The sequence below is a fragment of the Arthrobacter sp. R3-55 genome, assembly GCF_054161505.1.
The window spans coordinates 4,298,567-4,321,930 of sequence record NZ_CP096423.1; the positions used below are offsets into that span (position 1 = coordinate 4,298,567).

20 protein-coding genes are annotated in these 23,364 nt (G+C 58.4%); 7 read left to right on the plus strand and 13 right to left on the minus strand.

What is annotated here, in order from left to right; all coding sequences use genetic code 11:
- Positions 1-356: 356 nt before the first annotated feature.
- A complete protein-coding gene (locus tag M1D51_RS19605; RefSeq protein WP_458107696.1) occupies positions 357-1,193 on the minus strand; it encodes an FHA domain-containing protein in 837 nt (278 codons plus the stop codon).
- Positions 1,194-1,361: 168 nt separating this feature from the next.
- On the opposite strand from M1D51_RS19605, the gene M1D51_RS19610 reads away from it, so the two are divergent.
- The 3 genes from M1D51_RS19610 to M1D51_RS19620 all read left to right on the plus strand — a co-directional run bounded on the left by M1D51_RS19610 (position 1,362) and on the right by M1D51_RS19620 (position 5,684).
- Positions 1,362-2,891 carry a serine/threonine-protein kinase gene (locus tag M1D51_RS19610; RefSeq protein WP_458107697.1) on the plus strand — a complete coding sequence of 510 codons (1,530 nt, stop codon included), beginning with the start codon at positions 1,362-1,364 and terminating at the stop codon, positions 2,889-2,891.
- An 836-nt stretch (positions 2,892-3,727) separates the two neighbouring features.
- Positions 3,728-4,600 carry a hypothetical protein gene (locus tag M1D51_RS19615; RefSeq protein WP_458107698.1) on the plus strand — a complete coding sequence of 291 codons (873 nt, stop codon included), beginning with the start codon at positions 3,728-3,730 and terminating at the stop codon, positions 4,598-4,600.
- A 157-nt stretch (positions 4,601-4,757) separates the two neighbouring features.
- On the plus strand, positions 4,758-5,684 hold the full coding sequence (locus tag M1D51_RS19620) for a hypothetical protein (RefSeq protein ID WP_458107699.1): 927 nt from the start codon (positions 4,758-4,760) through the stop codon (positions 5,682-5,684).
- A gap of 309 nt (positions 5,685-5,993) precedes the next feature.
- Here the strand turns inward: M1D51_RS19620 and M1D51_RS19625 are convergent, their stop codons facing one another.
- The 7 genes from M1D51_RS19625 to M1D51_RS19655 form a co-directional block, all read right to left on the minus strand.
- On the minus strand, positions 5,994-7,103 hold the full coding sequence (locus tag M1D51_RS19625; protein ID WP_458107700.1) for a DUF5937 family protein: 1,110 nt from the start codon (positions 7,101-7,103) through the stop codon (positions 5,994-5,996).
- 23 nt (positions 7,104-7,126) lie between these two features.
- Positions 7,127-8,497, minus strand: coding sequence for an alpha/beta hydrolase domain-containing protein (locus M1D51_RS19630; RefSeq protein WP_458107701.1), 1,371 nt, complete (start codon positions 8,495-8,497; stop codon positions 7,127-7,129).
- Positions 8,498-8,505: 8 nt separating this feature from the next.
- Entirely contained in the window at positions 8,506-9,300 is a 795-nt protein-coding gene (locus M1D51_RS19635) for an ATP-binding cassette domain-containing protein (protein ID WP_458107702.1), read from the minus strand.
- Positions 9,297-10,178: an ABC transporter ATP-binding protein gene (locus tag M1D51_RS19640; protein WP_458107703.1), complete on the minus strand. Its 882-nt coding sequence runs from the start codon at positions 10,176-10,178 to the stop codon at positions 9,297-9,299. The genes M1D51_RS19635 and M1D51_RS19640 overlap by 4 nt, the downstream gene beginning before the upstream one ends.
- Position 10,179: 1 nt before the next feature.
- Positions 10,180-11,136: an ABC transporter permease gene (locus M1D51_RS19645; protein WP_458107704.1), complete on the minus strand. Its 957-nt coding sequence runs from the start codon at positions 11,134-11,136 to the stop codon at positions 10,180-10,182.
- A gap of 4 nt (positions 11,137-11,140) precedes the next feature.
- A complete protein-coding gene (locus M1D51_RS19650) occupies positions 11,141-11,938 on the minus strand; it encodes an ABC transporter permease (protein WP_458107705.1) in 798 nt (265 codons plus the stop codon).
- An 82-nt stretch (positions 11,939-12,020) separates the two neighbouring features.
- Positions 12,021-13,328 carry an ABC transporter substrate-binding protein gene (locus M1D51_RS19655; RefSeq protein WP_458107706.1) on the minus strand — a complete coding sequence of 436 codons (1,308 nt, stop codon included), beginning with the start codon at positions 13,326-13,328 and terminating at the stop codon, positions 12,021-12,023.
- Positions 13,329-13,434: 106 nt separating this feature from the next.
- Here M1D51_RS19655 and M1D51_RS19660 point away from each other — a divergent pair, with 106 nt between their 5' ends.
- Positions 13,435-13,710 (plus strand): hypothetical protein, encoded by a 276-nt coding sequence (locus M1D51_RS19660; protein WP_458107707.1) that lies wholly within the window; start codon positions 13,435-13,437, stop codon positions 13,708-13,710.
- Between the two features lie 8 nt (positions 13,711-13,718).
- Here the strand turns inward: M1D51_RS19660 and M1D51_RS19665 are convergent, their stop codons facing one another.
- The 5 genes from M1D51_RS19665 to M1D51_RS19685 form a co-directional block, all read right to left on the minus strand.
- The gene (locus M1D51_RS19665; protein ID WP_458107708.1) at positions 13,719-15,116 is read right to left on the minus strand and encodes a CapA family protein; all 1,398 of its coding nucleotides are present in this window, start codon (positions 15,114-15,116) and stop codon (positions 13,719-13,721) included.
- Positions 15,117-15,202: 86 nt separating this feature from the next.
- A complete protein-coding gene (locus M1D51_RS19670) occupies positions 15,203-16,570 on the minus strand; it encodes an aspartate ammonia-lyase (RefSeq protein WP_458109624.1) in 1,368 nt (455 codons plus the stop codon).
- Positions 16,571-17,243: 673 nt separating this feature from the next.
- Entirely contained in the window at positions 17,244-17,858 is a 615-nt protein-coding gene (locus M1D51_RS19675) for a 2'-5' RNA ligase family protein (protein ID WP_458107709.1), read from the minus strand.
- 88 nt (positions 17,859-17,946) lie between these two features.
- The gene (locus M1D51_RS19680) at positions 17,947-19,086 is read right to left on the minus strand and encodes a substrate-binding domain-containing protein (protein WP_458107710.1); all 1,140 of its coding nucleotides are present in this window, start codon (positions 19,084-19,086) and stop codon (positions 17,947-17,949) included.
- 39 nt (positions 19,087-19,125) lie between these two features.
- Positions 19,126-19,842 (minus strand): MgtC/SapB family protein, encoded by a 717-nt coding sequence (locus tag M1D51_RS19685; RefSeq protein WP_458107711.1) that lies wholly within the window; start codon positions 19,840-19,842, stop codon positions 19,126-19,128.
- 132 nt (positions 19,843-19,974) lie between these two features.
- Between M1D51_RS19685 and M1D51_RS19690 the strand changes: the two genes are divergently transcribed.
- Genes M1D51_RS19690 through M1D51_RS19700 form a run of 3 tightly spaced genes read left to right on the plus strand, consistent with a single transcriptional unit; the run spans position 19,975 to position 23,071 of the window.
- Positions 19,975-20,922: a carbohydrate ABC transporter permease gene (locus tag M1D51_RS19690; protein WP_458107712.1), complete on the plus strand. Its 948-nt coding sequence runs from the start codon at positions 19,975-19,977 to the stop codon at positions 20,920-20,922.
- Positions 20,919-21,734: a carbohydrate ABC transporter permease gene (locus tag M1D51_RS19695; RefSeq protein WP_458107713.1), complete on the plus strand. Its 816-nt coding sequence runs from the start codon at positions 20,919-20,921 to the stop codon at positions 21,732-21,734. Before M1D51_RS19690 ends, M1D51_RS19695 begins: the two co-directional genes overlap by 4 nt.
- Complete coding sequence (locus tag M1D51_RS19700; protein WP_458107714.1) at positions 21,731-23,071, plus strand: extracellular solute-binding protein; 1,341 nt, start codon at positions 21,731-21,733, stop codon at positions 23,069-23,071. The genes M1D51_RS19695 and M1D51_RS19700 overlap by 4 nt, the downstream gene beginning before the upstream one ends.
- The last annotated feature ends 293 nt before the right edge of the window (positions 23,072-23,364 follow it).

The window sequence follows — 23,364 nt, forward strand, 5'->3', positions numbered from 1 at the left end:
TCACTCACACCAGCGGGCGGGCAAACCGTCATCGTCCGCTGCTATCGCGGCGTCAGCGCCCGTAATGCCGTGCGGCGCCGGAGGTGCTCCGACGACAATGGCCCCATGCCGCCGTCGTGGTTCAACCAGTCGATTCTGCTCGAGCTCCGCCTAGGCACGAGCCAATGCACCCATTGCAAGGCTGACACTCTACTGAATTGGTGAGTAGCTCCGATTGCGCGAAGGCGGTGCTGAGACTCTAAGCGTTGGAGCCCCTCGTGCTGTGATTGGTCCTCCGCGCCTTGGGAATGATCGCACTTTGACCCCCTGGCTGCCCACTTCCTGGACGGTCGACAGGACTTTGTCGGTGGCCGGTATTAGAAGGATTGACTTCGAAACGTTACGGGAGTGCTTGCACCAACGAGAATAACGTCCCCATCGTTCAGTCGGGCCGGGCCAGTCAGCCGCTGACCATTCAGGTAAGTGGCATTCTTACCGACTGGGTCCGCCGTCTTTACAAACCACTGACCATCGTGAGCCCACAGAATGAGATGCTTCGTTGAGAAGTTCATGTGGCTAATGACCACGTAGTTCTCTTCTCCTCTGCCGACCGTAACTTCGCCAATATCGGTCGGCAGAGGGGTAAGAGCACCTTCATACTCTAAACTGGCCGCCTGGAACGGCCCGGCTGCCTCTGTCGCAGTGGAAGTCGCTTCTTCCGGAAACTCTGCTCCGCGAGGCTCCGCCGGCAGGTGAGGAGTAAGCACTGAAGTTCGTTGTTCGTCGCCTCCAGCGACGGCAAGGCTTGGTCTTAGTCTTTTTCGATTGCGATCAAGAGCGAAATGTACCGATGCGACATCCGAACGACTCCAGCCTTCTTCAGCGGCATATCTTCGCAAGTAGTCCAGCAGCTGCCGCTCATATGCGACGATCCCGAATGCCCTAATGAAGGCGTAGTCCTCGCTGGGCGTCAGGACGACTATGTGCTTTCGCGGCTGCTTCAGTCCAGAAGGTCCGACAACACCAGACCTCCTCATCAGCGCAGTATATTTCCGATTCACCGCAGCCGAAGTTATAGGCAATCTATCCAGATCCGATCGAAACAGATCCTGGAAGAGCTCCCCTCGTGGCTTGCCGACCACTCTGGAAGTCCTTTCCAGAACTACCCAGCCCACCAGAAATGCAGTTGCAACGACTAACAACATTTCTTTCATCCGCGTCCCCGACCTCTTTTGGCCCGTATCCCGGCCGCAACCGTTTCACTCGGAGTATACGGGAGCGGTTTGGGGCTCCTTTTGAAAAGGCGATTTCAAGCTTGTCCTATCGGGGGCAACGCATGGGAAGATTCAATTGAACGCACGCCAAGCAAGGAGTGGGGCGCAATGAATTGGACAGGCCCTGACGTTTTTGAATGGCTCGCGTCGCCGTCCTTCCTTGCCGGAGCCCCGTATTGGGTCCTCCTATGTATCGCTGTGGCCCTGTTAATCGGCGGTCTGAGAGTTTTCACCAGCGGTAGAGCAACCAGGAGAGACCATCTCACGTCGCAGGGCGTTCAAAATGAAATCACTCAAGACCTTGGTGGAGCCACTACCAACACCCCGTTCACAGCTAACCTAGCTGTCCTACCGAACCTGACTTCGACGAACGAAATCCCGCTGACGGCTCAATACTCGGGAGTGGTGCCTTCTGAGGCAGCCCCGGTCATCGGTGCCGAGATGACCGCAATGCCCGCCGGGTACTCCGGTTTCCGGCGTTTAGACCATGGCGGCTTTGCAGACGTCTACTACGCCACGGACTCCGGCAACCGACCTGTAGCCATCAAAATGCTCCGATACAGTCCGGATCCGAATCATAAGCGGCTCTTCATCAGGGAAGTGGAGCTACTTCAAAAACTCCAAGACGCCGTGTTTGCTCCCACGCTTTATGATTTTGACCTCGAGGCCCATGACCCTTACTTGGCCATGGAGTACATTGACGGACTGACACTCGGCCAGACTGTTCAAAAACTCGGCCCAATAACGGACCCATCCCGAATCAGTCAGCTCATGTCTGAGACGGCGAGCGCCCTATCAGAGATGCACGAGCGCGGTGTGATCCACCGGGATATCAAGCCCGCGAACACGATTATGTCGGCTGCAGGGGCCCGGATAATTGACCTCGGCATCAGCCGCGAGTCAGTGATGTACTCGACGCACACCTTTGGGCTCGGCACCGTAAGCTACATGCCACCAGAAGTCGCACACGGAGATGCAGCCTCAACCGCCTCCGACGTTTACGGGTGGGGGGCGATGATGGCATACGCCTTAACAGGGCGGACTATCCATGGGAAAGGGGCCAAAGCCGAGCTCGAAGTGAGAATCAGATCAGGCCGAACCGACAAGGCCTTCCTTGATGCCCTCGATGCTGTTGGACGATTAAGTGCCTGGCACGCAACGATAGTGCGACTGGTTCAGAACTGCACCGCAGAAAATCCCCTTTTAAGACCTGAGGACGGACTGAACCTGCGGGTGTCCGTTGCCGCGCATAGTGCGCCCGTTCAATCTCACGGCGTTGACAGCATTCTCTTTTCGACAAAACAGCCAAGTCTGGATCGCGTGCTCATACGGCGCCAGATGAACGGCATCATGCAACTCCTTATGCGTCAGCGCGGGCTTCGTGAACCCTTGAATTCAGAGGAGACTCTCATTGCTGCCGTTTGCGGCCTTCTGCGTATGGAGCCGGTAAATGATCTGATGCGTCGGGGTGTGGCTCCGTCGGTTCTCCACGGCGTATTAGTGGCACCTTACTTAACCGTTGAAGCGACCCCCTCAGGCTTAGAGCATTACCGTAGTCCCCGGGCTTGGGAGGACTTGGGGCGCCGCTACGAGGTTGGGATAAGTAGCAACAGAAACGGGTTGCTCATTTTCGACTAGTCCTGGCCGGGCACTCAAAAGCCCGGCAGTTTAGTTCGATCCAGCCTCAGACTTGGAGCGGTATTCGTTACTGCCGGGCTTCTGGCTCCTGAAGACTGGGTTTCGATATGGCCATATCTCCGCCTGTTCTAAAGGATTAGTTCCTCGGTCTAACCAGCACGTTCTCACGTGCCTGCCGGTAAGCAGCTTTCGCCACAGGCACCGAACGAGTCGATGCAAGAACAGCTTCAGTATAGGGCGAAAGGCCACAGTTCGGCAGGCACGAGGAGACATCGTTTCAGGGTGGTCTAGTTGGTCCGCAGGCCGGCCCGTAGTTCTCGGTGGCGGGGTATTCGTTAGATGTCAGCGACCCACCGATATTCATACGGGCCAGCACGCAGAGATGTTCAGGCAAGGATAAGCGGCAGGATGATGCGTTGGACTTCAACGAATGCGGCGCCTCCGGAAGTTTAGTTGGGACCGGCTGCACAGCTAACTCGACGAGTGCACCGCCAATTAGCCCTTCTGAGGGCGATTTCGAACCGGCAATTTTGCTAGCCCTGTCGCTATTAGCCATGAGATGTCGGTCTAATTGTTTCGAACTCCTGCCGTGTGCATCCACGCGGATCCCCCCTCATGCATTCCTCGACGCCCCATCCGGTGGCGCTAGGCAGCTGCGGGAACTCCAGCTTGCCACGAACGTTCGCTTGGACTGAGTCCGGCTGGCCCGGGTCGCTCGCCCTTGGGGTTAATGGTGTGCAGATTTGCCGTGGTCGGCTACAGCCCAAGGTGCGTGTGCCGTGTTTCTCAGTATGACCTGGTGAACCGGACGGTCATTCCCATGCTTGAATCTACAAGTGCAACTTCTGATCCCATCTACTGAACAGGCTGCCGGGTCAGCTCCGAGTCTGTTGTCCGTTGCCATAACTGCCTGTGTATCAGTTGCTGTCTTCTGGCTGGGCTACGGGCTCAACGCCGCGGCCGCGCAGAGAGAGCGTCGGCGAAAAGTCATCGAAGACTGGTTTCGGGCACTCTCGAAGTGGGTAGACGACTTCGGCGAGCTATCCAGCGCGCCGGACTACAGCTACAACGCGCTAACCAGCCGGGAAATCATTGAACTAAGCCTTCCTCGACGTCAGCGGTACCTCGCTTGGTGGATGCACGAGATGGCGGTGGGTGTGATGTTGAGGCGGAAGGCCGCATCCGAGAACTTGGAGTCTCGCCAAGCGTGCAGCTCTGACCTTAACGACCTGCTAAGGGCAACTGGGACCCACCTGTTGGAATGGCATCACAAGAAGCTCCGGAGTGCTGATTTCAATTTTTCATACCAGCTGCGTGTCCAGGCGAGAGAGAGCGAAATTGCCGTTCGGACGTATGCAGAGGCCCGAGGGCTTGGAGACTTTATTTATCCGGTGAGAATGACTCTTCGCCGGCAATGGCAGTTCCAGAAGCTCCTCTTGAAGCCCGAAACTGGAGAGCCAGTACTCGACTCATTGAAGTACTTCATCCGCCGGAAATACTTGGTAGCCGCGGTTCTCTTCAGCTCGGTTATCCTCCTCAAGTCGAGTGTGATCATTGCTCGCAGCAAGGTGAAGATTCTTGTTTTGAACCAACGGCTCCGACGACGTCAGCGGCGTCTCCGCCGCTCTCGTAAGATTCACGCGATCCTGCATCGGCGCATTGTGCGGAAGCGGCGGCTCCAGACGAATGTCGGCCGAGGAAAAGGCTAGATCATACGCCGGGGTTCATTCGCTAATTAGCACCGATAGGGCATGCGGGCACGCGAGGTCTTCTCCCTGCAAAGCTTCCTGCGCGCCCCTCCCCCACGAACGGCGCAGGCTTAGGAAATAGTTGGGGCACATGGTGCGCTCGCGTAGTGTCGCATCCATGGAAGCTACCTCAGACGATCCCCATGCTCGCCTGGCCGAATTGGCTGGACTCGCAGACGCAGGTCGGACTGCCTTTCTTGCCCTAGCTGAATCTGCATGGCAACCCGCAGAAAATTCGGCGGCAGCCCGCGCGAAGATTGATGTTACAGCCAAGGACCCTGCAACCAGCAGCGCCGACATATTGGCAGGGTTTGATCTTGTCTCTGAAGTCGTTGTGAGCTATCTGGAGGTTGCTGCCAATCATCTAGGTGGCCTGGCTGCTCTTTATCGCAGTGGTGAGGTCATGTTTTCGCCGCTGCCGCTCGTACGGTCGGTATTGGAGTATTGTGCTCACGCGATGTGGGTAGTTGGCGACGGCTCGGGGACGGCGGACGACATGTTGGCCCGCGCCTATCTCGAGGAGTTTGTCAGCTCGGAATTCGCCAAGATGGCCGCAGGTCGCATGGGTTCCAAACAGGACGATCCTCACCAGCATGCGCAAAAGCGTTGGAAGGCAATTCGAGAGCGGGCAATCGCGGCGTTCCCCGAGACTACGCCGCAGGACCTCGGTAACAGGACGATCGGCAGTCAAACTCTACTGTCGCCAGAGAGCGCCGTTTCGTGGATGTTCGGCCTGCTCAACGCGAACGCCAACGGCAGCGTGAACGAGAAGCAATCCGAAGGAATCTACTCATTTTTGTCGAGCGGAACCCATCCTTCGCTGTACCAAGCCCGACAGATGCGTAAGTACGTTGACCGAGGCGAATACGTTGGAACTGTCCTGAAAGTGGACTTGGACTACCTTGAGAGGTTGCTCGGAGTGGGTGTTATAGCGTTCTACAATGCCCTGTCCTATGTGGTGTCCTTCTATGGGCTGCCGGCGCAAGCACATGACGAGCTGACGCGGCAAATTGATGACACGATGCCGAACTATTTGAAGCCATAAAATCTGGCTCAAGGTGGCTTTCAAAGGTAAACTCTCGTCGCGATACCTGCCGGGACAAAAAGAGGTTCATGCGGTTCCGTCCGCTGGGCACATCCCCGGACCTCGGGGTACTTGTTGCGAATAGCCGCGCCCAGCGGACGGAAGATAGGTCGTGAACGCACAAACTTGATTTCAGTCGGTTTGTACACAAATGTCAGGAATCATTGACGCCGACCGTCTTGGAGACCAGAGCATTGTGCCGCGGTCTGACCGGAACCGGGAGCCAACACACTCAGTTGGTCTCGAATACGGAGCCACACCCGGATTTCGCTAGCGGACGATGCTCGAGACCAGGTCATAACCCAGAGAGTAGACGGCTCGTAGGTTGAGTCTGTTTCGCACCATGCGTCCGTCCTTGACGGAGTCCAATAAGCCGGATTCTCGGAGCCTGCGTAGATGCCGGGACACCTGGGGCACTGTCATGCCTGTTCGCTTGGCCAGCTCGGTTGTTGTGCATTGCTCGTTGACCAGATGTCGGCACAGGTCCATCCGTGCGGGGTCAGCCATGACTGTGAGTCGGAGGCGAATCTCTTCCATTGTGTTGGTTGTGGGGACCCCCATCTCCGTGAAGGGGAACTGAATCACTACCGGAAGGTCTAGCCTCTGGTGTCCGTAGTCTTGAGCGAACTTGATGACCAGGTGCGGGGAACCGTAGGACGAGGGCAGAAGTATGTACTTTCGGTCATCCGAGGACGAGATAAATGCATTCTGAAGTTTGTCGAAAGCAATTTGCTGAGTGCTGGGAAAGTAGTGAGTGCCGGGGTTTAGTGACGTGAAGACCATTGGTAGAGGTTGGGTGGCGAGGGCGCTCTGAAGCTCAGCTTGGGCGGCTCTCAATTGGGGTAATGCGGTAATCCATCGTTCCGAGAAGAACTTCTCGTTTACCTCTTTCAAGGTCGCGATGAGTTGGCTGCGCAGCTCCTCCGGATTTCGGATGAGCTGCGCAGCGAGAATACCTCGCGCCTCGGAGCGTTCTTCGGCCCTGGCAACGAAATCGGCCGCCGCAACTGGACTTCTGGTGACATCGGGAAAGGTCATGATTCGTGTGCCGTAGATGACCTCGGCGGAAAATGCCGCGAACAGGTCGAGGCTGAGGTTTTCCAGTCTTTTCAACTCGTGTTCGAATCCGCTTGCTTGCCCAAATGTCATCGGCATCAAGTGTCTTGCCCTGAATCTTGCCCAGAAGGGTGCCAGCGCCCGGACGGCACGATTCGCTTCGTCCGGCAGGGCTCGTGTCATGCCCTGGATTTCCTGCCTCCGGTCCAAGTGATGCGCGGGTTCCGCAACGGCATGGAGGAAGGCCATTAACTCGGCCATCTGGGATAGCTGCACGGATACGGCTTCGGGTCGGAGTTGATGTAGATCCAAGACAATGGGCATGGGCTAGGCCTTAGTTCGTTGTACTACCATTGCACCGATTCTGCCTGCAGCCGGATGTCTTCCGCATCCACTTCAAGGTAAAAACCGTTCTCGATGAGCTCCTGCAGGTTCTTTGCGACCTCATGACGGTAACCCGCGGGACTGCCGTACAGCCTGCTGAGTTTGGCCGAATCGAAGGGTGTTTCGTTGCCGTGGTACCAAGACGGCCGGCCGACCGGGGTTGCGGCGACCAGGGTCGAATGAGGGACGTCGGTGTATGTGGTGCGCCAACCGCCGAGTGCGTTTCCATGTTCATCGCGCACAATCGTGTCGGTGGTTCCTACAGTTTCGAGGTACTGGCTGGGCGGTGGAACCTTGATTCCTTCGCTCCACGCGACAAGTTGTTCGAATATCGCGTTGTAAACATGGGAGTTCGGGAAAGTACTCCAATATGCTCCTGCCGGCAGCGGGCAGTCTTTCAGACGGATCTTGTCCTTGTCGGACATGTACCGGGTTTCCCGATGGGCCATGCCGGGCACTTCGTAAAGGCGGAACGTCGAGCTGTCAGGGCGCCGATGGCTTAGTCCCCGCACCTGTCCCGATACCCCGCATTCCCAGCGGACGGACTGAAATTCTGCTTCACCAAGCATCTCGATCACTGGAACATCGATGTCCGGCAGGGAAGGTCCCCCTGATGCAGCTGGCAAATATCCGTCGAAGACGGGCCGGCCATCTTCATTGCGGAACTGGGAATGATACTGCTCCACAAATCGGCGAACGACTCCCCCTGTCTGGGAGATTCCGATGAAGTAGAGACCTGTCACCTCTGATCCCTGAAGATCGGGAAGGCCGGTACGGAGAGCCTGGGCAACTTGGGCGATGATCTCAAAGGACTGTGGTGTCGCTTCCCACCATTTCTCCTTGAACTCGTCGTATTGTTTGGCGAGCTCTTCCTGGTTTGGATCTTCCACGAACGGAATGGTGGCAGCGAAATCCGAGGCCAGCGGGCCCTTGATGAAGGTCATCGAGCGGTAGCGTTCCGGGTTTGATCCGGCGATGAGGCCCAGCGCGCTGGGTGACTGGGAGTCGATCTCGATCCACATGTACCCATTGCGCATCAGGTGGCGGTTCAGGACCCGCCAGACTGAGGTACCTCCCCAGATGTGCGCGACCTCAGCTACGGCTTTCCCGTTGAAATGGTCAATGTTTTCAGGGCGGCGGACGAGGATTCGGGTCTGGTAGGGCTGTCCCGCAGCCGTACCGGAGACGAAGTACTCCTCTTGGATGTAGTTATAGGTAGGTATCCGCTCGACACCGTAGGGCTCAAGAACAACCGGTGAGGAGTGTGCTGTTTCCGGGATAGGCCCGGCGATGACCGCGGAGGGAGCGGTTTTGGTTCGAGGTGAAGTGCTCAATCTGTGTCCTAGAGGGTCGGCGTTGATGCGAGAAGAATTTTGGTGTAGTCGTTTCGTGGGCTCGCGAAGAGGGAATCTGCGGGCCCGTACTCCACGATGCTGCCGTTGTAGAGAACGGCCACGTTGTCGCTCATGAATTCGACGACCGCCATGTCGTGACTGATGAAGACCATGGACAGTTTTCGTTCCTCCTGGATGTCTTTGAGGAGGTTGAGGACGGTCGCTTGGACGGAGACGTCCAGTGCAGAAACTGGTTCGTCTGCGACGATGAGTTCAGGTTCCAAGGCCAGGGCTCGTGCGATGGAGATGCGTTGGCGCTGCCCTCCGGAGAACTCGTGGGGCCTGCGGTCCAGCCATTTCCGTGCAAGTTGCACTTCATCAGCCAATAACACGGCACGTTTGTCGCGTTCTTCCGCCGTGTAGAGCCCTTGCACGCGCAGTGGCTCGCACAGCAGTTCGTGCAGGGACATTCGTGGGTTGAGGGAGTTGGATGAATCCTGGAAGATCATCTGCATCGTGCGTCGCTTTTGGCGCATCTCCGCTTTGTTGAGGTGTTCGAGTTCCTCTCCCAGAACGGTGATTGTTCCTGAGCTTGGCTTGGCCAGCCCGATTGCCATCCGGCCCACTGTGGATTTGCCGGATCCGGATTCGCCAACGAGACCGAGGATTTCACGGCCTTGCAGGGTCAGGTCGACGTCTTTGACGGCGTGATGGACCGAGCGTTTAATCAGTGAGCCGAATTTGAAGTCCTTACACACGGCTGACATGCTCAGAACGGGCTGGCCCGTCGGGACAGTGTTCATTTTTCCTCCGTCGTGGTGGAAGCCGCCGGTGCCAACTTGGTGAACTTCGTCTTGTCGATGACCGGGAGCCGATGTTGCTTCTGGCCCAGCCGCGGGGAAGCATCCATGAGCCCTCGGGTGTAAGGGTGGGCCGGGGAGTGAATGATCTGTGAAGTAGCCCCTTGTTCCATGACGTTTCCCTCGAGCATCACGACTACTTGGTCTGAGTACTTCGCGATGAGGCCAAGATCATGGCTTATGAGTACCAGGGCCAGACCCATGTCGTCTCGGAGCTGCACCAGCAGGTCAAGGATTTGCTTTTGGACTGTGGCATCCAAGGCCGTCGTGGGCTCGTCTGCGATCAGCAAGCGGGGCCGGCAGGATATTGCCATCGCGATCATGACTCGCTGGCGCATTCCCCCCGAGAGTTCATGGATGTGGGAACGGAGAACCCCCCTGGATGGCGGGATGCCGACTTGGTCAAGGAGATCCGTAGCACGGAGGCTTGCCTCTTGCTTCGTAAGCTTCAGGTGATATCGAAGCGGTCGAATCATCTGCTCACCGATGGTCAGGAGCGGGTGAAGCGCCGACATCGGTTCCTGGAAGATGTAGCCGATACCCGGACCGGACATTTTGCGGCGTTTGGACGAAGAGAGACTGAGGAGTTCGGTTCCGTCGTACTGCACCGTTCCGGTGGCAGTGGCCACGTCTGGGAGGATTCCCATGATGGCATTGGCCGTCATTGATTTGCCGGAGCCGCTTTCTCCGACGATTCCGACGGTCTCCCCCTTGCGGAGATCGAAAGAGACATCGCTGACCACGCGGCTGCGCCCTGAACCCGTCGTTACATCTATGTTCAGGTCTCTAACACTGAGGAGAGGCGAATTGGTGGTAATCATGTCAGGCCTCCTTTGAATCAAGCCGGATGCGGGGATCCAAGAATGCATAGGTCAGGTCAACCAGCAGGTTCACAACGACGAACACAACTGCGATGAAGAAGATGCATCCTTCGATCACCGGATAGTCACGCCGCTGGACCGCAGTCAGTAGTAGCTGGCCGAGTCCTGGGATGGAGAATACGGATTCGGTAACGACAGCTCCGCCGAGCAGCCCCGCGGCCGCGACGCCAACCATTGTCACGATCGGCACGAGGGCAGAGCGGAAGATGTACCGGCTGGTGATGACCCGCTCGGGAATTCCCTGAGCACGTGCCGTGGTCACGTAGGGCTGGTTCTTCGCGTCCATGACGCCGTTACGTGAGTAGCGGTAGAGCGTTGCAGCCTCCAGCAGCCCCAGTGACAGTGCGGGAAGGGCCATGTAGTAAAAGAACTTCAATGGGTCTTGAAAAATGCTGGTGAACCCTGCGACAGGAAGGACCTTGAGGAGTACACCAAAGACGAAGATCATCAGGATGGCCAGCCAGAAGGTTGGCATCGCGATTCCGACTGCCGATCCCACCACTAACGCTTTGTCCAGTTTCCGGTTCCTCAGGGTCGCCGAGAAGGCGCCAAGGGCCGGGCCGACAAGTACGGCTATCACGAGTGCAAACACGGCCAGCTGGGCAGTGATCGCTGCCCGGCTCAGCACAAGGCCGGCCACTGGTTGGTTCAGAAAGATCGACTCGCCAAAGTCGAACCTGGCGAGGTTTCCCAGCCACGTGAGGAACTGCACCAGGATGGGGTCGTTGAGGCCCATTTCGTCGCGAAGGGCGTTGATTTGTTCGACTGTTGCATCGTCGCCCAGGACGGCAGCTGCTGGGTCGCCTGGGGTGAGCCTTAGGAGGACGAACAGAAGAATCATCGGAACGGCGACGGTCGGCAGCAGCAGCAGCAGGCGTTTGAGAATGTATTCAATCATTGTCTTAGTCCCTCTTCGCCCGGGGGTCGAATACGTCCCTGAGTCCGTCACCGATAAGGACCAGACCCAGGACCGTCAGGAGAATCGCCAAGCCGGGGAATACTGCGATCCACCATCCGACGTAGATGTATTGTTGAGCGGCCGAAAGGCTGGCACCCCAACTGGGGATATCCGGTGGCAGACCGATTCCGAGGAAGGAGAGGGCCGCGATGGACAGCACGGTTTGGGAGAACGCAAGCGTGGTCTGGACAATCAGCACCGAGACGGCTTCCGGCGCGACGTATCGGGTGAGGATCCAGCCGTCTTTTGCTCCGAGGGATCGGACGGATTCGACCATCGGCATCCCTACGGCCGAAAGCGCGGCGCCGCGAACGACTCTTGCAATGGCCGGAACGAGCACGATGGTCAGTCCGAAGATGACAGGGCCCATTCCGGCGCCGAGAACACCGACCAAGCTCATGACCAGGATGATGTTTGGAAAGGACATCATCCCATCGATGATGCGCATCGCGATGGCGTCGAAGCGGCGGTAGTAGCCGCACAGGATGCCTATGACGTAACCTGCGGCGACAGCAAGCAACGTGCACAATCCCGCGATGCCCAGCGTTGTCTGGGCACCGAACAACAGTACGGTCCACAAATCTCGACCGGATTCGTCGGTTCCCAGGGCAAATTGCGGTGAGGGCGGCTTGAGTCGGTTGGCCGGATCAACCAGATGCGGGTCCCCGCCGAGGACGGGTGCCAACACAGCCAGGAGGATGATGATCACCAGGATGCCTGCGCCGATCATCGGTGAGGGCATTGTGGCTAGTTTTCTAAGCCGGGTGAATTGCATGTGAGTGGCCTTGAGAGGAGGAATTGTAGACATCGGAGGGTCCGCTGATTCAGCTAGTCAGCCAGATGTTGTAGAACCCACGAATGGTCTGGGTTGATTCAAAGCCACTGACCCTGTTGCCGATGATCGCCAGTCGGGGTTCTGTTCCCAGTTTGATGAAGGGAAGGTCCTGCCAAATATTTGCTTGCAGCTTGTCCCAGGCTGGTTTCCGTTCGGCTGTGGTGGCGCCGGCAGTGACCTGGGCCATGAGCTTGGTCTTTTCTTCGCTGGTCCACCACCCGGGGAAGGTGTCAGCGATGAACGGCACCGTCAAGGGGTCGGAGTACTTTGTTCCGTCGGTAATGAACATGTCCCAAGCCGTAGGATCCGTCCTGGTTGCAGTGAAGGTAGCAGCGTCGGTTGCCTTCATGTCGACCTTGAATCCGGCTGCTTCGAGTTGCTGTCGCAGCAATGGACCGTAGGTATCTGATTCGGGGCGGTAGAGAAGCCGAACGGGGGTCCCGTCGTAGCCGGCCTGCTTGAGCAGATCTGCAGCTGCCTTGGGGTCCTTATTCTTGAAGACGTCCTGGCCTTCTTCCGAGTACCATTCGGATCCTTCAGGAAACAGGCTGGAGCTGTCTTTGTAGTGATCGAGGCCGCCCAGGGTTTGGGTGGCGATGGCCTTGGGATCAACTGCGTTCAGAACCGCCTGGCGAAGGGTCTTGTTGGTCATGAGCCCGTCTTTGAGGTTGAACTTGATCAGGCTGAAGCCGCCGCCCTCTTGGATTTTTGGTGTCAGCGCCGGGTCGGCTTCGTAAACCGCCAGTTGGTCCAGGCTGACGAACTGCGGAGCGATGTCGACGGCGTTGGTGCGCACCTCGTTGAGGGTGTTGGCTGAGTTGTAGGGTACGAATTTGATGCTGTCTGCGTACGCCGTTTTCTTCCCCGCAGCGCCGTCAGTTGCATCGGACCGGGAATTGTAGTCGTCGAACCTGGACAGGACTGCCTGCTGGTCCGCTGCAAAAGAATCGACCTTGTACGGTCCTGTGCAAACGATGTTGTCCAACTTCTTATCGGGAGCGAGCCCGGTCAGCAAAGATGCCGGCATGATGTACGCGGGGGTGTCCGGTGTCGCCAGCAGGGCGGGAATCGCACCTGTGGGTTCCTTGACGGTGATTGTCAGCTTCTGATCGTCCACGGCCGTCATTTGGCTGACGAGTTTGTTGAACTGTGCCCCGGAAGAGTTCGCCCGGTACCGTTCCAGTGATGCGACGACGTCCTTGGAGGTGAGCGTTTCTCCGTTGTGGAACTTGACTCCGCTGCGGAGTGTGAGATCGTATCGAAGCGTCGTTGGATCGTACTTCCATGATTCGAGCAATCCGCTTTGAACCGAGAGTTTGGAGTCGTTCGCAAAAAGGCCTTCACAGGCGGACGCCGCGACAAGCCAGTTGGTGCGTGAGGTTGATCCCAGCGGATCAATGATCGTGGGCAGCGACGCAACGACAAGTTGCCCGCCGCTTCTTGGTTCGCTGGTCTGCTGGTTCTGGCCGGTATCACCGCTGCTGCTACAAGCGGAAAGGCAGAGCGCCGCTGCGACAACTGTCGCTGCGGCGCCCGTGGTTTTTGTTAGTCGCATTGCACGCCTCATTGGGGTTGATGTGAGTGCCCGTTTCGCGGGTTTTCCTGATGAAATCAGCGTACAAATGCAACAACCTGAGACGGCCATCACTTACCTCAAGTGCGGTAAGTATATTTTTTGAGTACCGGCTTACCTGGCACGATCGACCCGGATAATGCCTGTTTCGTGGTGGATGTCTATTGCTGTGCCGTATGGCTCTGAGAGCCGCTGGAGTCGTTCCAGGATCCGGCGGGCGGAACTGCCCTGGGCAAGCCGCGGTATCCCTCGGTCGGCGTCACGGCCCGAGGCATAGTGGAGCTCTATGGGGTGCAAGCGGACGGAGCGAAGGCTTCCGTTGCCAGCAAAAGTGCTGACTGCGATGACGCTCTCGTACCAGACGCTTTCCTTGAAGACACCATGGACGCGTTTATGTTCGAGGGCTTCTGCCGCTGTTGTATCGGCCGGGTCGAGGTGCGCTTTTTCGAAGGCTTCAGGGAGCAACGGCTGCTGGGTGTTCTCCATGAAGATGAAGTTTCCCAAAGAATAGAAGATGGGCTTGCCTTTGTAGATTTCTATGCCCCGGAGCTGGTGCGGTCCGTGTCCTATGAAGGCGTCGGCTCCGTGGTCTATGAAGTCCCGCGCTATATCCTGCATGAACGTTGGCGGCGTTTCACTGTAGTTCCCGGGTTCATGGGTATGGAGCGATGAGATCGCGAAATCGGAAGTTTGCTTTCCCTGCTTCATGTTCTGCAATATGTCCCGTCGGTCCTGGGGATTGACGGTGAAGACGAAGTCCCCTCGTGGAGTTTCAGCCGAGGCAGCAACGTACTTCGCTCCGAACAGGGTGACGGTTCCATTCCGTTCATCGGCGTCCAGAATGGAGCGTCGAATGGACCCGGCGGGTTGCGCGTCCCTGATGACCTTCAACGTTTCGAGTTCAGCTGCGGTTACCACCGCGTGGCGCGTGGTGCGCAGGGCGTTCAGGCCGGGCCGGGCCGGGATTCTCCCCGCCGCGTCGGATGCGCGAGAACCTGTCTGAAAGCGCGACGCCGCAGCGACCAGTGACACTCGCCCCGCGGGGACGGTGAGAAACTCCGGTGCCCGTGCGGCAGCCAGTGTTTCCCCGGTCCCGGCATGACCGATTCCTGCTTCCGTCAACAACCGGTCCGTGTAGCGCATGCCAGCAACGCCCCAGTCGGTCGTGTGATTGTTTGCCCGCGCCACCAGGTCGAAGCCCATGCTGCGCAGGTCCGCTGGAACCCGGGGCGAACTGATCAGCCAGGACCCTCCCGGGTCCGCATCCGGCCATCCCCCGAACTTCTCAAGGTCAATGGCATTGCCCTCAAAGTTGCCGAAAGTTATGTCTGATCCTTTGAGGATGGCCATCATCTCAGGGGACTGGCTTTCGAGCAGGGGAGCCAGGACGTCGTCTACGACGAGGTCTCCCACAGCCACCATGGTGAAGCCGTCCGGAACATTGGCCTCGATCCATGCCTCGGTGAGCCGCCCATCGTTCGCTTGAGATCCGCTCTCGGCCTGTTCTGTCATTAGCTGACTCCCACTACGGTGTTCATGAGTTTCCTTATTTTGATCTGAATCGGGGCACGGTGAGTGGTTTGTGGTCGCCGGTTGGCTTATCCGGCACCGAGCAGCATCTCCGGTGACAACATCATGAGAACCACCTCTGTTGGGAGAAGGTTCTTCTCGATCACCAAATCTGTGACTGAGCGACCCGTTCGAAGAGCATCTTGGGCAACTTCGACGGAGGCTTCGTATCCAATGTGCGGGCTCAGCACCGTCACAACCCCTATGGAGGACTCGACCTGGGACCGGAGGAATTCCTTGTTGGCCGTGATGCCATCTACACATAGATCAGCCAGCGTCGTGCACGCCTCCGTGAGGTGCGCGACGCTCCGAAAGATGGAATAGGCGATGATTGGTTCAAAGGCGTTGAGCTGAAGTTGCCCTGCTTCGGCGGCCATGGTGACTGTCACGTCGTTTCCGACAACCTCGAACGCGACCTGATTCACCATCTCCGGTATGACGGGGTTGACCTTTCCGGGCATGATGCTGGACCCAGCCTGCCTGGGCGGCAAGTTTATTTCTGACAGGCCGGCGCGAGGGCCCGAGGAAAGCAGCCGCAAGTCGTTGCATATCTTGGAAGCTTTTATCGCCGTCCGTTTGAGAGTTCCCGAATACAGCGCAAAAGCTCCGCAGTCCTGTGTGGCCTCCACAAGATTTGGGGCGGTGACAACGAGCAGGCCGGTGATGCGTTGAAGGTGCCGCCTGGCGGCTTCGGCGTACCCTGAGGGAGCGGTAATTCCCGTTCCGATGGCAGTCGCTCCAAGGTTGATCTCGTGCAGGTGCACCAAGGACTCCCCGAGCCGCAGTTCATCTTCCCCCATCATGGTGGCATATGAGGCGAACTCTTGACCCAGCGTCATGGGCACAGCATCTTGAAGCTGGGTCCTGCCAACCTTGATCACGTCCGCAAACTCGACTGCTTTTCGCTCAAAGGAAAGACGAAGGTGCCGCAAGGCTTCGATGAGGTCAGCACCTGCGGTGATCGCTGCGATTTTCAGCGCAGTCGGGTAGACATCGTTCGTGGACTGGCTCCTATTTACATCCTCGTTCGGATGGAGGTTCGAATACGATCCCTTGGGGAGGCCCAATATTTCCAATGCCCGGTTGGCTATGACCTCGTTGGCGTTCATGTTTGTGGAGGTACCTGCGCCCCCTTGGATCGGATCGACGATAAATTGATCGTGCAGGGCTCCCGCCCGGATCTCTTGACATGCCTGAACGATTGCCTGTGTCCGGACAATATCGAGGCCGCCTACCTCGGAGTTGGCCATCGCGGCCGCTTCCTTTACAGCTGCCAGCGCTGCCAGAAGCATTGGGAACTCCGAAATGGACGAACCAGTGACCCGGAAGTTCCTGCTCGCTCTGAGCGTATGCACCCCGTAGTACGCGTCTTTTGGGATCTGGAGCGGTCCCAGCATGTCACGCTCAGTTCTATGCACATTGATCCTTTCGCATTGCCGCCCACCCCCACTTCCCAGCGAACTGCAGGCAGGAAGGGCTACAGCACGGGTCCTCAAGTCAGTTTCGCTCCAGACACGCCCCAAGGCGGGGATACTTACCGGCACCGAGGCAACCTAAGAAGCAGCGTTAGGGCCCAGCTCGGGCCGCTCGCGCCTTCGGGCTCACGTCGGCACGACCCAGGTTCAGCCTGAACTGGGAATTGCTGCTTCGCCACTGGCCACACTGGGTTTCGTGTCAATCGTTGATCCAAGGACGGCGGGCTGATGGGGAGGGAGATCATCTGCGACCACTGCCCGAATCCAGGCTGCAGGGTCCTTCCCGCGGAGTCCAAGCTCCAGGACTTCTACCCGCAGCTTCAGGTTGCGTCTCGTTCGTAGACCGTGCCGGCGGGGACGTCGGGGCTCACATCAACGACGAACGTCCCAGGTCCTTGACGCGTCACCATTATCCCGAAGGTTCGACAATGTGTAGATGTTCTGATTTGCTCGACGGCGGACGTAAGGTGCTTCTCCATGTCCGCAGCCGAGGCGACGGTGACGAGGAGTCCCGTGGGGCCGTGATGTTGAAAAATGTCTGGCTTGATCATCTGCATTCTTTCCCCAGGGCATGCCGCCACTGATGGTTTCCGGGCTACTTAAGGATCCAAGAACGCAGATGTGTCCATTGGAGGTCGTGCCACCACTCCCCTGCCCAGTCACTGCTGTAGAACCGGAAGAGCGTTACAGTGTTGGCCACAAAATCCGAGGGGGCACTGTGGGGCATTGCTCGCAGGAATGACTCAACCTCTTCGCGCAGATGAGGAGCTGCATCCAGGTCGTGTGAGGCCAACGAGAGGTGGGCGCGGAAGTTGTCGGCGTCGAAGGGCTTGGCGCGCAACCCCTCGCCGCTTTCAGTCAAGGGCGCCAGTGCTGCATTGACTGCCACAGCCAAGTCCTTGATGGCTTGGTTCTTCTGCCCGCTGATGGTGTGGTCAACATCGAAGGTAATGGCCACGTTGTGTCGGCAAATGCCGGCGTTGTGGACCTCAATTGCACTGGTGGTGCTCAGGACAGGGTCCAGTGCGGAGACCAGGTCATCTTCAGTGGCCTTGCTCGGAATGGCCCCGGCAAGGGTTGCATGCGGCGGGAAGGCGGCAGCCGAGACAATGCCGAACTGACGACGAGCCAAGCTGGTGAGGTCGGAAACGGCTTTGCAGGTGAGCGGGTCTGGTCGCAGGTAGACACCGTACGTGTATTTCGTCGTCATTTTGCTGTCCTATGGTCTATTCCGGAAGTGTAGGGAACGTTCCCTACGATGATCCAATAAAGCCTGCTGGTTGTCCAGAGGGTAATTTCTAGATCGCCGCCGTGGACCGCGAGGCCCTGAGCTGTCCGGGAATGGCGAGGCGTTCAACAGGCCGTCCGGGTTCAGCGATCACCTTCATGAGCAGATCAACGGCAGCGGTTCCTATCTCATCGATGGGCTGGCGCCAGGTTGTAATGCCAATGAGGTTGCTGGCCAGTCCTCCCACCCCATCGAATCCGGTGATGGCAAGCCGTGGCCGCCCCTGTTCGAAGAGTTCCAGGCAGACGGCAGCGTAGCGGTCGTTGGGGCACATGAGGGCGGTGATTGTTCCGGGGGCTGAGTCCAGCGACTCCGGCGCGGATTCTGCTGACTCAACAGGAAGGAGGTGAGGGATGGCGCCGCGTCGCTTCAGTTCCTCAGCCATGACGTTCGTACGCCGGTGGAGTATGGGCGAGGCACTAATAGATGGCTGAAGTACACCGATTTCCCGGTGGCCCAGGTCAATGAGGTGCTGCGCCAAGTCGGCCACCCCAGCGTCTTCGTCTCCGAAAACGCTGTTCAGTGCCGGATCGGCTTCCGGCCGCCCGGCAACCACGACGGGGAAGCGGTCTGAGAATCGCTTCACTTCCTCGGCGGGCAGTCTTCCGCTACACACGATGAGGCCATCGACGCGAAGGGCAATCAGATCCTCAAGGGCCCGTCTCTCGTCGTGGTTGTCCAAGGCCCCGGACGTGATGAAGACGCGGTTCTGAACCTGGGTCCCTCTCTTTTGGAGCGCACTCTGCATTTCGCCGTAGAAGGCGGCCGAAGCGTCCCGGACCAAGACCCCTATGGTGTTCGTCCGATAGGAGCTAAGGTTTTGTGCGGCCGCGTTGAACACGAAGCCCAGCTCGCGGGCAGCCTGCTCAACCTTCTTACGGGCCTCGTTACTGACACCATATTGTCCGCGGAGTGCCCGTGAGACGACGGACTTTGAAAGGTTGGCCCGTCGGGCCACGTCAACGATCGTCACGTGGCCGTTGCGTACGGCTGGTTGTTCAGCGGGAATCAGTCCTTCAACACCCGTTTCCTCCGCCACCCAGCGCTGCAAAGCGACTGGTTGTATGTTGAAGCGCAGCGCGACGTCCTTGACGGACTCACCGGCCGCAACTCGGCCGATTGCCTGCTCCCGCGCGGATGGGGAAGTCATGCCAGCTCCTATTGTCGTGTTTGGCCTGCGTACTCATTCTTACAGGGAACTGTCGGCGTCCGTGGCGTTGACGACCCGCTGAACGCCGGAGACGTCGGTGAGCTGTTCAACCAGATGGTCGATCGAGACTCTGCCACGGTTAAAGCGAAGATTGGCCTCAATGACGGTGCCGGCACGGGCCGTTTCCTGGCGGCGGGTTCCTTTCAAAGCCACCTCAAATCCAAGCTCAGTAGCCCGCTCAAGGATGACTCGAAGGGTGCCTTGCCCGTCGCCGTAATGGACCGTTAGGTCCCGACCCCTGCCGGCCACCGGAATCTGACGGGCGACCCGTGTAAGCAGAGTCACCGTGAGCAAGTGGAGGATTGTTCCTGTCGCAGCGAGCACCGGCATGCCGGCCCCGCAAGCCATGCCAATCGCCGCGACTACCCAGATGGACGCTGCGGTCGTTAAGCCGGAGACGACGTTTTGTCGCACAAAGATGACGCCGGCGCCCAGAAAGCCGATACCCGAAACGATCTGCGCGGCTATGCGTGATGGGTCCAGAATGACATCGGACGTTGTAATGGCGCTGAAGCCGTAGCCGGATACCAAGGTGAACACCGCTGCGCCAAGGCCTACCAGCGTGTGCGTGCGCAGACCCGCGCTCTTGACCTGGCGGTGGCGTTCTATCCCCACCAGCGCCGAAAAGACGTACGCCATCCCCACTAGCGCGAGCTCTGTCAGCGTTGAATTATTGATCCAATCGATGTGCAGCAATCATCTGCCTTCCCGGCGCTGGCAAGGGGCCGGCCGCCTGTTCATGAAAACTTCACCAAAATCTGTTGTCTATGTAGGGAACGTTCCCTACACTTTTCACAATAGTCCAATTTCCCAACGAAGAGAATGATCATGGTTGCGCTTCAATCGAATCCATCAAGACCGGCGCTCAAGCCGCCGCAGGGCCGCAATGGTCCGCCGCGGCGCCGTAAGGGTCCCCACCTCTGGGCTGTTCTGTTCCTCATCCCCAGTCTCGGCGCCATAGCCCTATTCGACTATTGGCCGCTGCTGCGGACACTGTTCCTGTCCATGCAAACGACGAACCTCTTCGGGCAGCCCAAGGGCTTTGTCGGCGGCGATAATTACGCCGACATGCTCAGTGATCCTGACTTTTGGCGGACTCTGGGGACGACGGTGGCCTTCATGGCCGGGTCCGTCACCGGCAAACTTCTCCTCGGTCTGGCCATTGCCGTCCCGTTGTCATCCAGGCTCCGCGGTACAGCTATCTTCAGGGCCACGGTGCTCGTGCCGATGGCCGTCTCGGTCGCCGTCGCGGGCTTGGCGTTCCGGGCTCTCATGACCCCATCCAGTGGCCTGTTCGACGTGATCGCCAATACCTTCGGCGGCGAAAACGTGGGTTGGCTGACGTCGACCAGCATCTCGCTTATCTCCGTGATCATGGTCGATGTGTGGACTGCCCTCGGTTTCACTGTTCTTTTGCTTCTGGCTGCGCTCGACTCCATTGAGACGCAAATCTACGAAGCGGCAGCTATTGACGGAGCACGATTCTGGCGCCAGCTGACGTCAGTGACACTTCCGCTCATCACACCGACGCTGTTCTTCATCGTTGTGACGCAATCTATCCAGTCCCTGAGGGAATTCACTGTGATCAGCGTCCTGACCGGCGGCGGGCCGGCCGATTCCACCAAGACACTCGTGCTGGACATATACGACGCCGCGTTCGGCGGCACGGCCGACTACGGTGCAGCTTCGGCCCGATCGATCGTCCTTCTCATACTCATACTGGCACTCACCGCGATCCAATTCGGCGTGCTCGAGCGAAGGGTCAACTACAAATGAAATCAGCAACCCGGATAGCGCTCCTTACATATCTGGCAACCGTCGCACTGGTAATCGTTCTCCCCATCGCGTACGTGGCATTCGGTGCAGTCAGGCCCTCCCCCGCGGTGGCCGGGACACTCCTGGACATCATCCCCACCGGCTTTACGTGGGACCACGTTGTGTCAGCGTTCAACCGGGCACCGCTGTTCCAACAGATCCTCAATTCCACGTTAGTGCTCATCGCTCAGACAGGACTACAGGTACTCACGAGCTTGCTCGCGGCCTACGCGATTGTCTTTGGGCGTTTCAAGCGGCCAACCCTCATTCTGGGCCTTTACCTGGTCACGATGATGATCCCCAACGAGGCCACCGTCGTCGCCAACTACCTCACGATCAGAAGCCTCGGCCTCTTCGATACCCTGCTGGCCGTCTTCCTTCCCTTCATCGCGTCCGCATATTCAATCTTCCTGCTGCGCCAGTCATTCCTCAGCTTCCCGACCGAAATTGTGGAAGCCAGCCGACTCGACGGCGTGGGACCCATCAGATTCCTCACCCGCTTTCTCATTCCATTGACCAAACCCACCGTAATGGCCGTCAGTTTGGTCTCCGCCATCGCCGCCTGGAACGGATACCTCTGGCCGCTTCTGGTCACCGAATCCCCCGAAGCGCGCACCGTCCAAGTAGGCGTCAAAGCGCTCTTCGACGAAGCGGACACAGATATAGGGGCAGGCCTCGCCGGCCTGATCATCGTCAGTATTCCCACAATCATCCTGGTGCTCGTGGGTCAAAAATTCCTCGCACGGGGAATCACCGAAGGAGCAGTGAAATGAAACACCTTACGTCCCTCCGCCTTGGCGCCGTGGGCGCCGCGGCCGCCCTGGTTGTAGGCCTTACCGGCTGCGCGAGCGAAACGACACAAACGACAGTCAAGTCCGAAGGCCCGGTCCAACTGGATTTCTGGTACTCAGTCGGAGGCTCATCTGCGGACGCACTTCTGAAACAAGTCAACGCCTTCAACACCAGCAACAAACACCAGATCACCATCAACGCGATCTACCAAGGTGACTACGCCGCAACAGCAGCCAAACTCACCAACGCAGTACAGAGCGGCGAGACACCTCCCCTGTTCCAAGGCGGAGACACCTTCACCGCATACCTACACGACTCAGGACTCGCCACAATCCCTGGCTCCATCAGCCCCTTTGACGGCGACAAATTCAACCGCGACTCCGTGGCCACAGCCGCGGCCAACTACTACACCATCAACTCCGAACTCTGGGCCGTTCCGATGATGGTCTCCCAACCGGCCGTGTTCTTCGACCCCGCAGTACTTGCCCAAGCAGGGATCAACCCGGCCGAACGGCCCAAAAACATCCAGGAGCTCTTCGACTGGGCCGACACCATCCACGAGACCACAGGCACCCCAGGCTTAGTGTTCCAACACAATGAATGGTGGAACGAACAGTTCAGCGCATCCAACGGCTTCACCTACTGCACGCCGGACAATGGGCTTGGGACCGAGCCGGCAAACGCGTTCGACTACGTCAACAATGAACTCGTGGCCACATGGACGCACTACCAAAAATCACTGAAGAAGGGTGCAATCCTGAACGTCGGCAGCGACGGAACGGCCGCACAGCGAGCGTTCAGCAGCCAGCAGGCCGCGATGCTGCTGGCATCATCAGCAAGCCTCGGCACAACTGCAGCAGCAGCCAAGTTCACGATTGACGCCTTGCCCTTGCCCGTTGCCTCCGACAAGGGCGGAGCAGTGCCCGGTGGCAGTGCCCTGTGGATCCTCGGCGAAGGACGCCAGCCCTCCGAACAGGCAGCAGCCCTCGAGTTCGCCGAATTCATGGGATCGGCCGACGTACAAAAGGAGATCTTCAAGGACAGCGGCTACCTTCCCTCCTCAAAAGCCGCGTTGAATGAACTGAAAGGCTCTGAAACCGACCCGGCGAAGAAAGCTCTCCTGGAACAACTGGCAAGCACCAAAGATGCCAACGCAGCGGCTGGCTGCCACAACGGCGCATTTGGTCAGAGCCGCGCCGACGTACGCAGCGCCATCCAGTCCATTGCCGACGGAGCCGACGTACGAGCAACCCTGACTACGGCCCAGGACAAAGGAACCGCTGCCCTGAAGGCCTACAACGAACGCGTAAAGCGCTAAGAGCGACTTTGCGCCCCTCAAGCAGACGGCGGGCACAACCAACACAGTCTGGAGTCGCGCAGGAGTTCCGCGGCTCCAGACTGTGATCGCTGCCCGCATCTGCGCCCGGGCTATCTTGCAACGTCGACACGCTCCTTGTGCACGTCCGACGCCAGGCCACTGACCCGAGAATCGCAGAAAAACATGTCCATCTTTGCAGAGAACCTTCGCCCGGAGGCCTCGCCCACAGCTTGCCAATGCCGTTCGGCAAAGGCTGCCGAACACCACTCGAAAGCTAGTATCTCTACAGCCGA

What these genes read in the sequence shown, in the direction of transcription:
- M1D51_RS19605 (WP_458107696.1), bottom strand. Translation starts at nt 1,193, where the DNA reads ATGAAAGAAATGTTGTTAGTCGTTGCAACTGCATTTCTGGTGGGCTGG.
- M1D51_RS19610 (WP_458107697.1), top strand. Translation starts at nt 1,362, where the DNA reads ATGAATTGGACAGGCCCTGACGTTTTTGAATGGCTCGCGTCGCCGTCC.
- M1D51_RS19620 (WP_458107699.1), top strand. Translation starts at nt 4,758, where the DNA reads ATGGAAGCTACCTCAGACGATCCCCATGCTCGCCTGGCCGAATTGGCT.
- M1D51_RS19625 (WP_458107700.1), bottom strand. Translation starts at nt 7,103, where the DNA reads ATGCCCATTGTCTTGGATCTACATCAACTCCGACCCGAAGCCGTATCC.
- M1D51_RS19635 (WP_458107702.1), bottom strand. Translation starts at nt 9,300, where the DNA reads ATGAACACTGTCCCGACGGGCCAGCCCGTTCTGAGCATGTCAGCCGTG.
- M1D51_RS19640 (WP_458107703.1), bottom strand. Translation starts at nt 10,178, where the DNA reads ATGATTACCACCAATTCGCCTCTCCTCAGTGTTAGAGACCTGAACATA.
- M1D51_RS19645 (WP_458107704.1), bottom strand. Translation starts at nt 11,136, where the DNA reads ATGATTGAATACATTCTCAAACGCCTGCTGCTGCTGCTGCCGACCGTC.
- M1D51_RS19650 (WP_458107705.1), bottom strand. Translation starts at nt 11,938, where the DNA reads ATGCCCTCACCGATGATCGGCGCAGGCATCCTGGTGATCATCATCCTC.
- M1D51_RS19665 (WP_458107708.1), bottom strand. Translation starts at nt 15,116, where the DNA reads ATGACAGAACAGGCCGAGAGCGGATCTCAAGCGAACGATGGGCGGCTC.
- M1D51_RS19670 (WP_458109624.1), bottom strand. Translation starts at nt 16,570, where the DNA reads ATGCTGGGACCGCTCCAGATCCCAAAAGACGCGTACTACGGGGTGCAT.
- M1D51_RS19675 (WP_458107709.1), bottom strand. Translation starts at nt 17,858, where the DNA reads ATGACGACGAAATACACGTACGGTGTCTACCTGCGACCAGACCCGCTC.
- M1D51_RS19680 (WP_458107710.1), bottom strand. Translation starts at nt 19,086, where the DNA reads ATGACTTCCCCATCCGCGCGGGAGCAGGCAATCGGCCGAGTTGCGGCC.
- M1D51_RS19690 (WP_458107712.1), top strand. Translation starts at nt 19,975, where the DNA reads ATGGTTGCGCTTCAATCGAATCCATCAAGACCGGCGCTCAAGCCGCCG.
- M1D51_RS19695 (WP_458107713.1), top strand. Translation starts at nt 20,919, where the DNA reads ATGAAATCAGCAACCCGGATAGCGCTCCTTACATATCTGGCAACCGTC.
- M1D51_RS19700 (WP_458107714.1), top strand. Translation starts at nt 21,731, where the DNA reads ATGAAACACCTTACGTCCCTCCGCCTTGGCGCCGTGGGCGCCGCGGCC.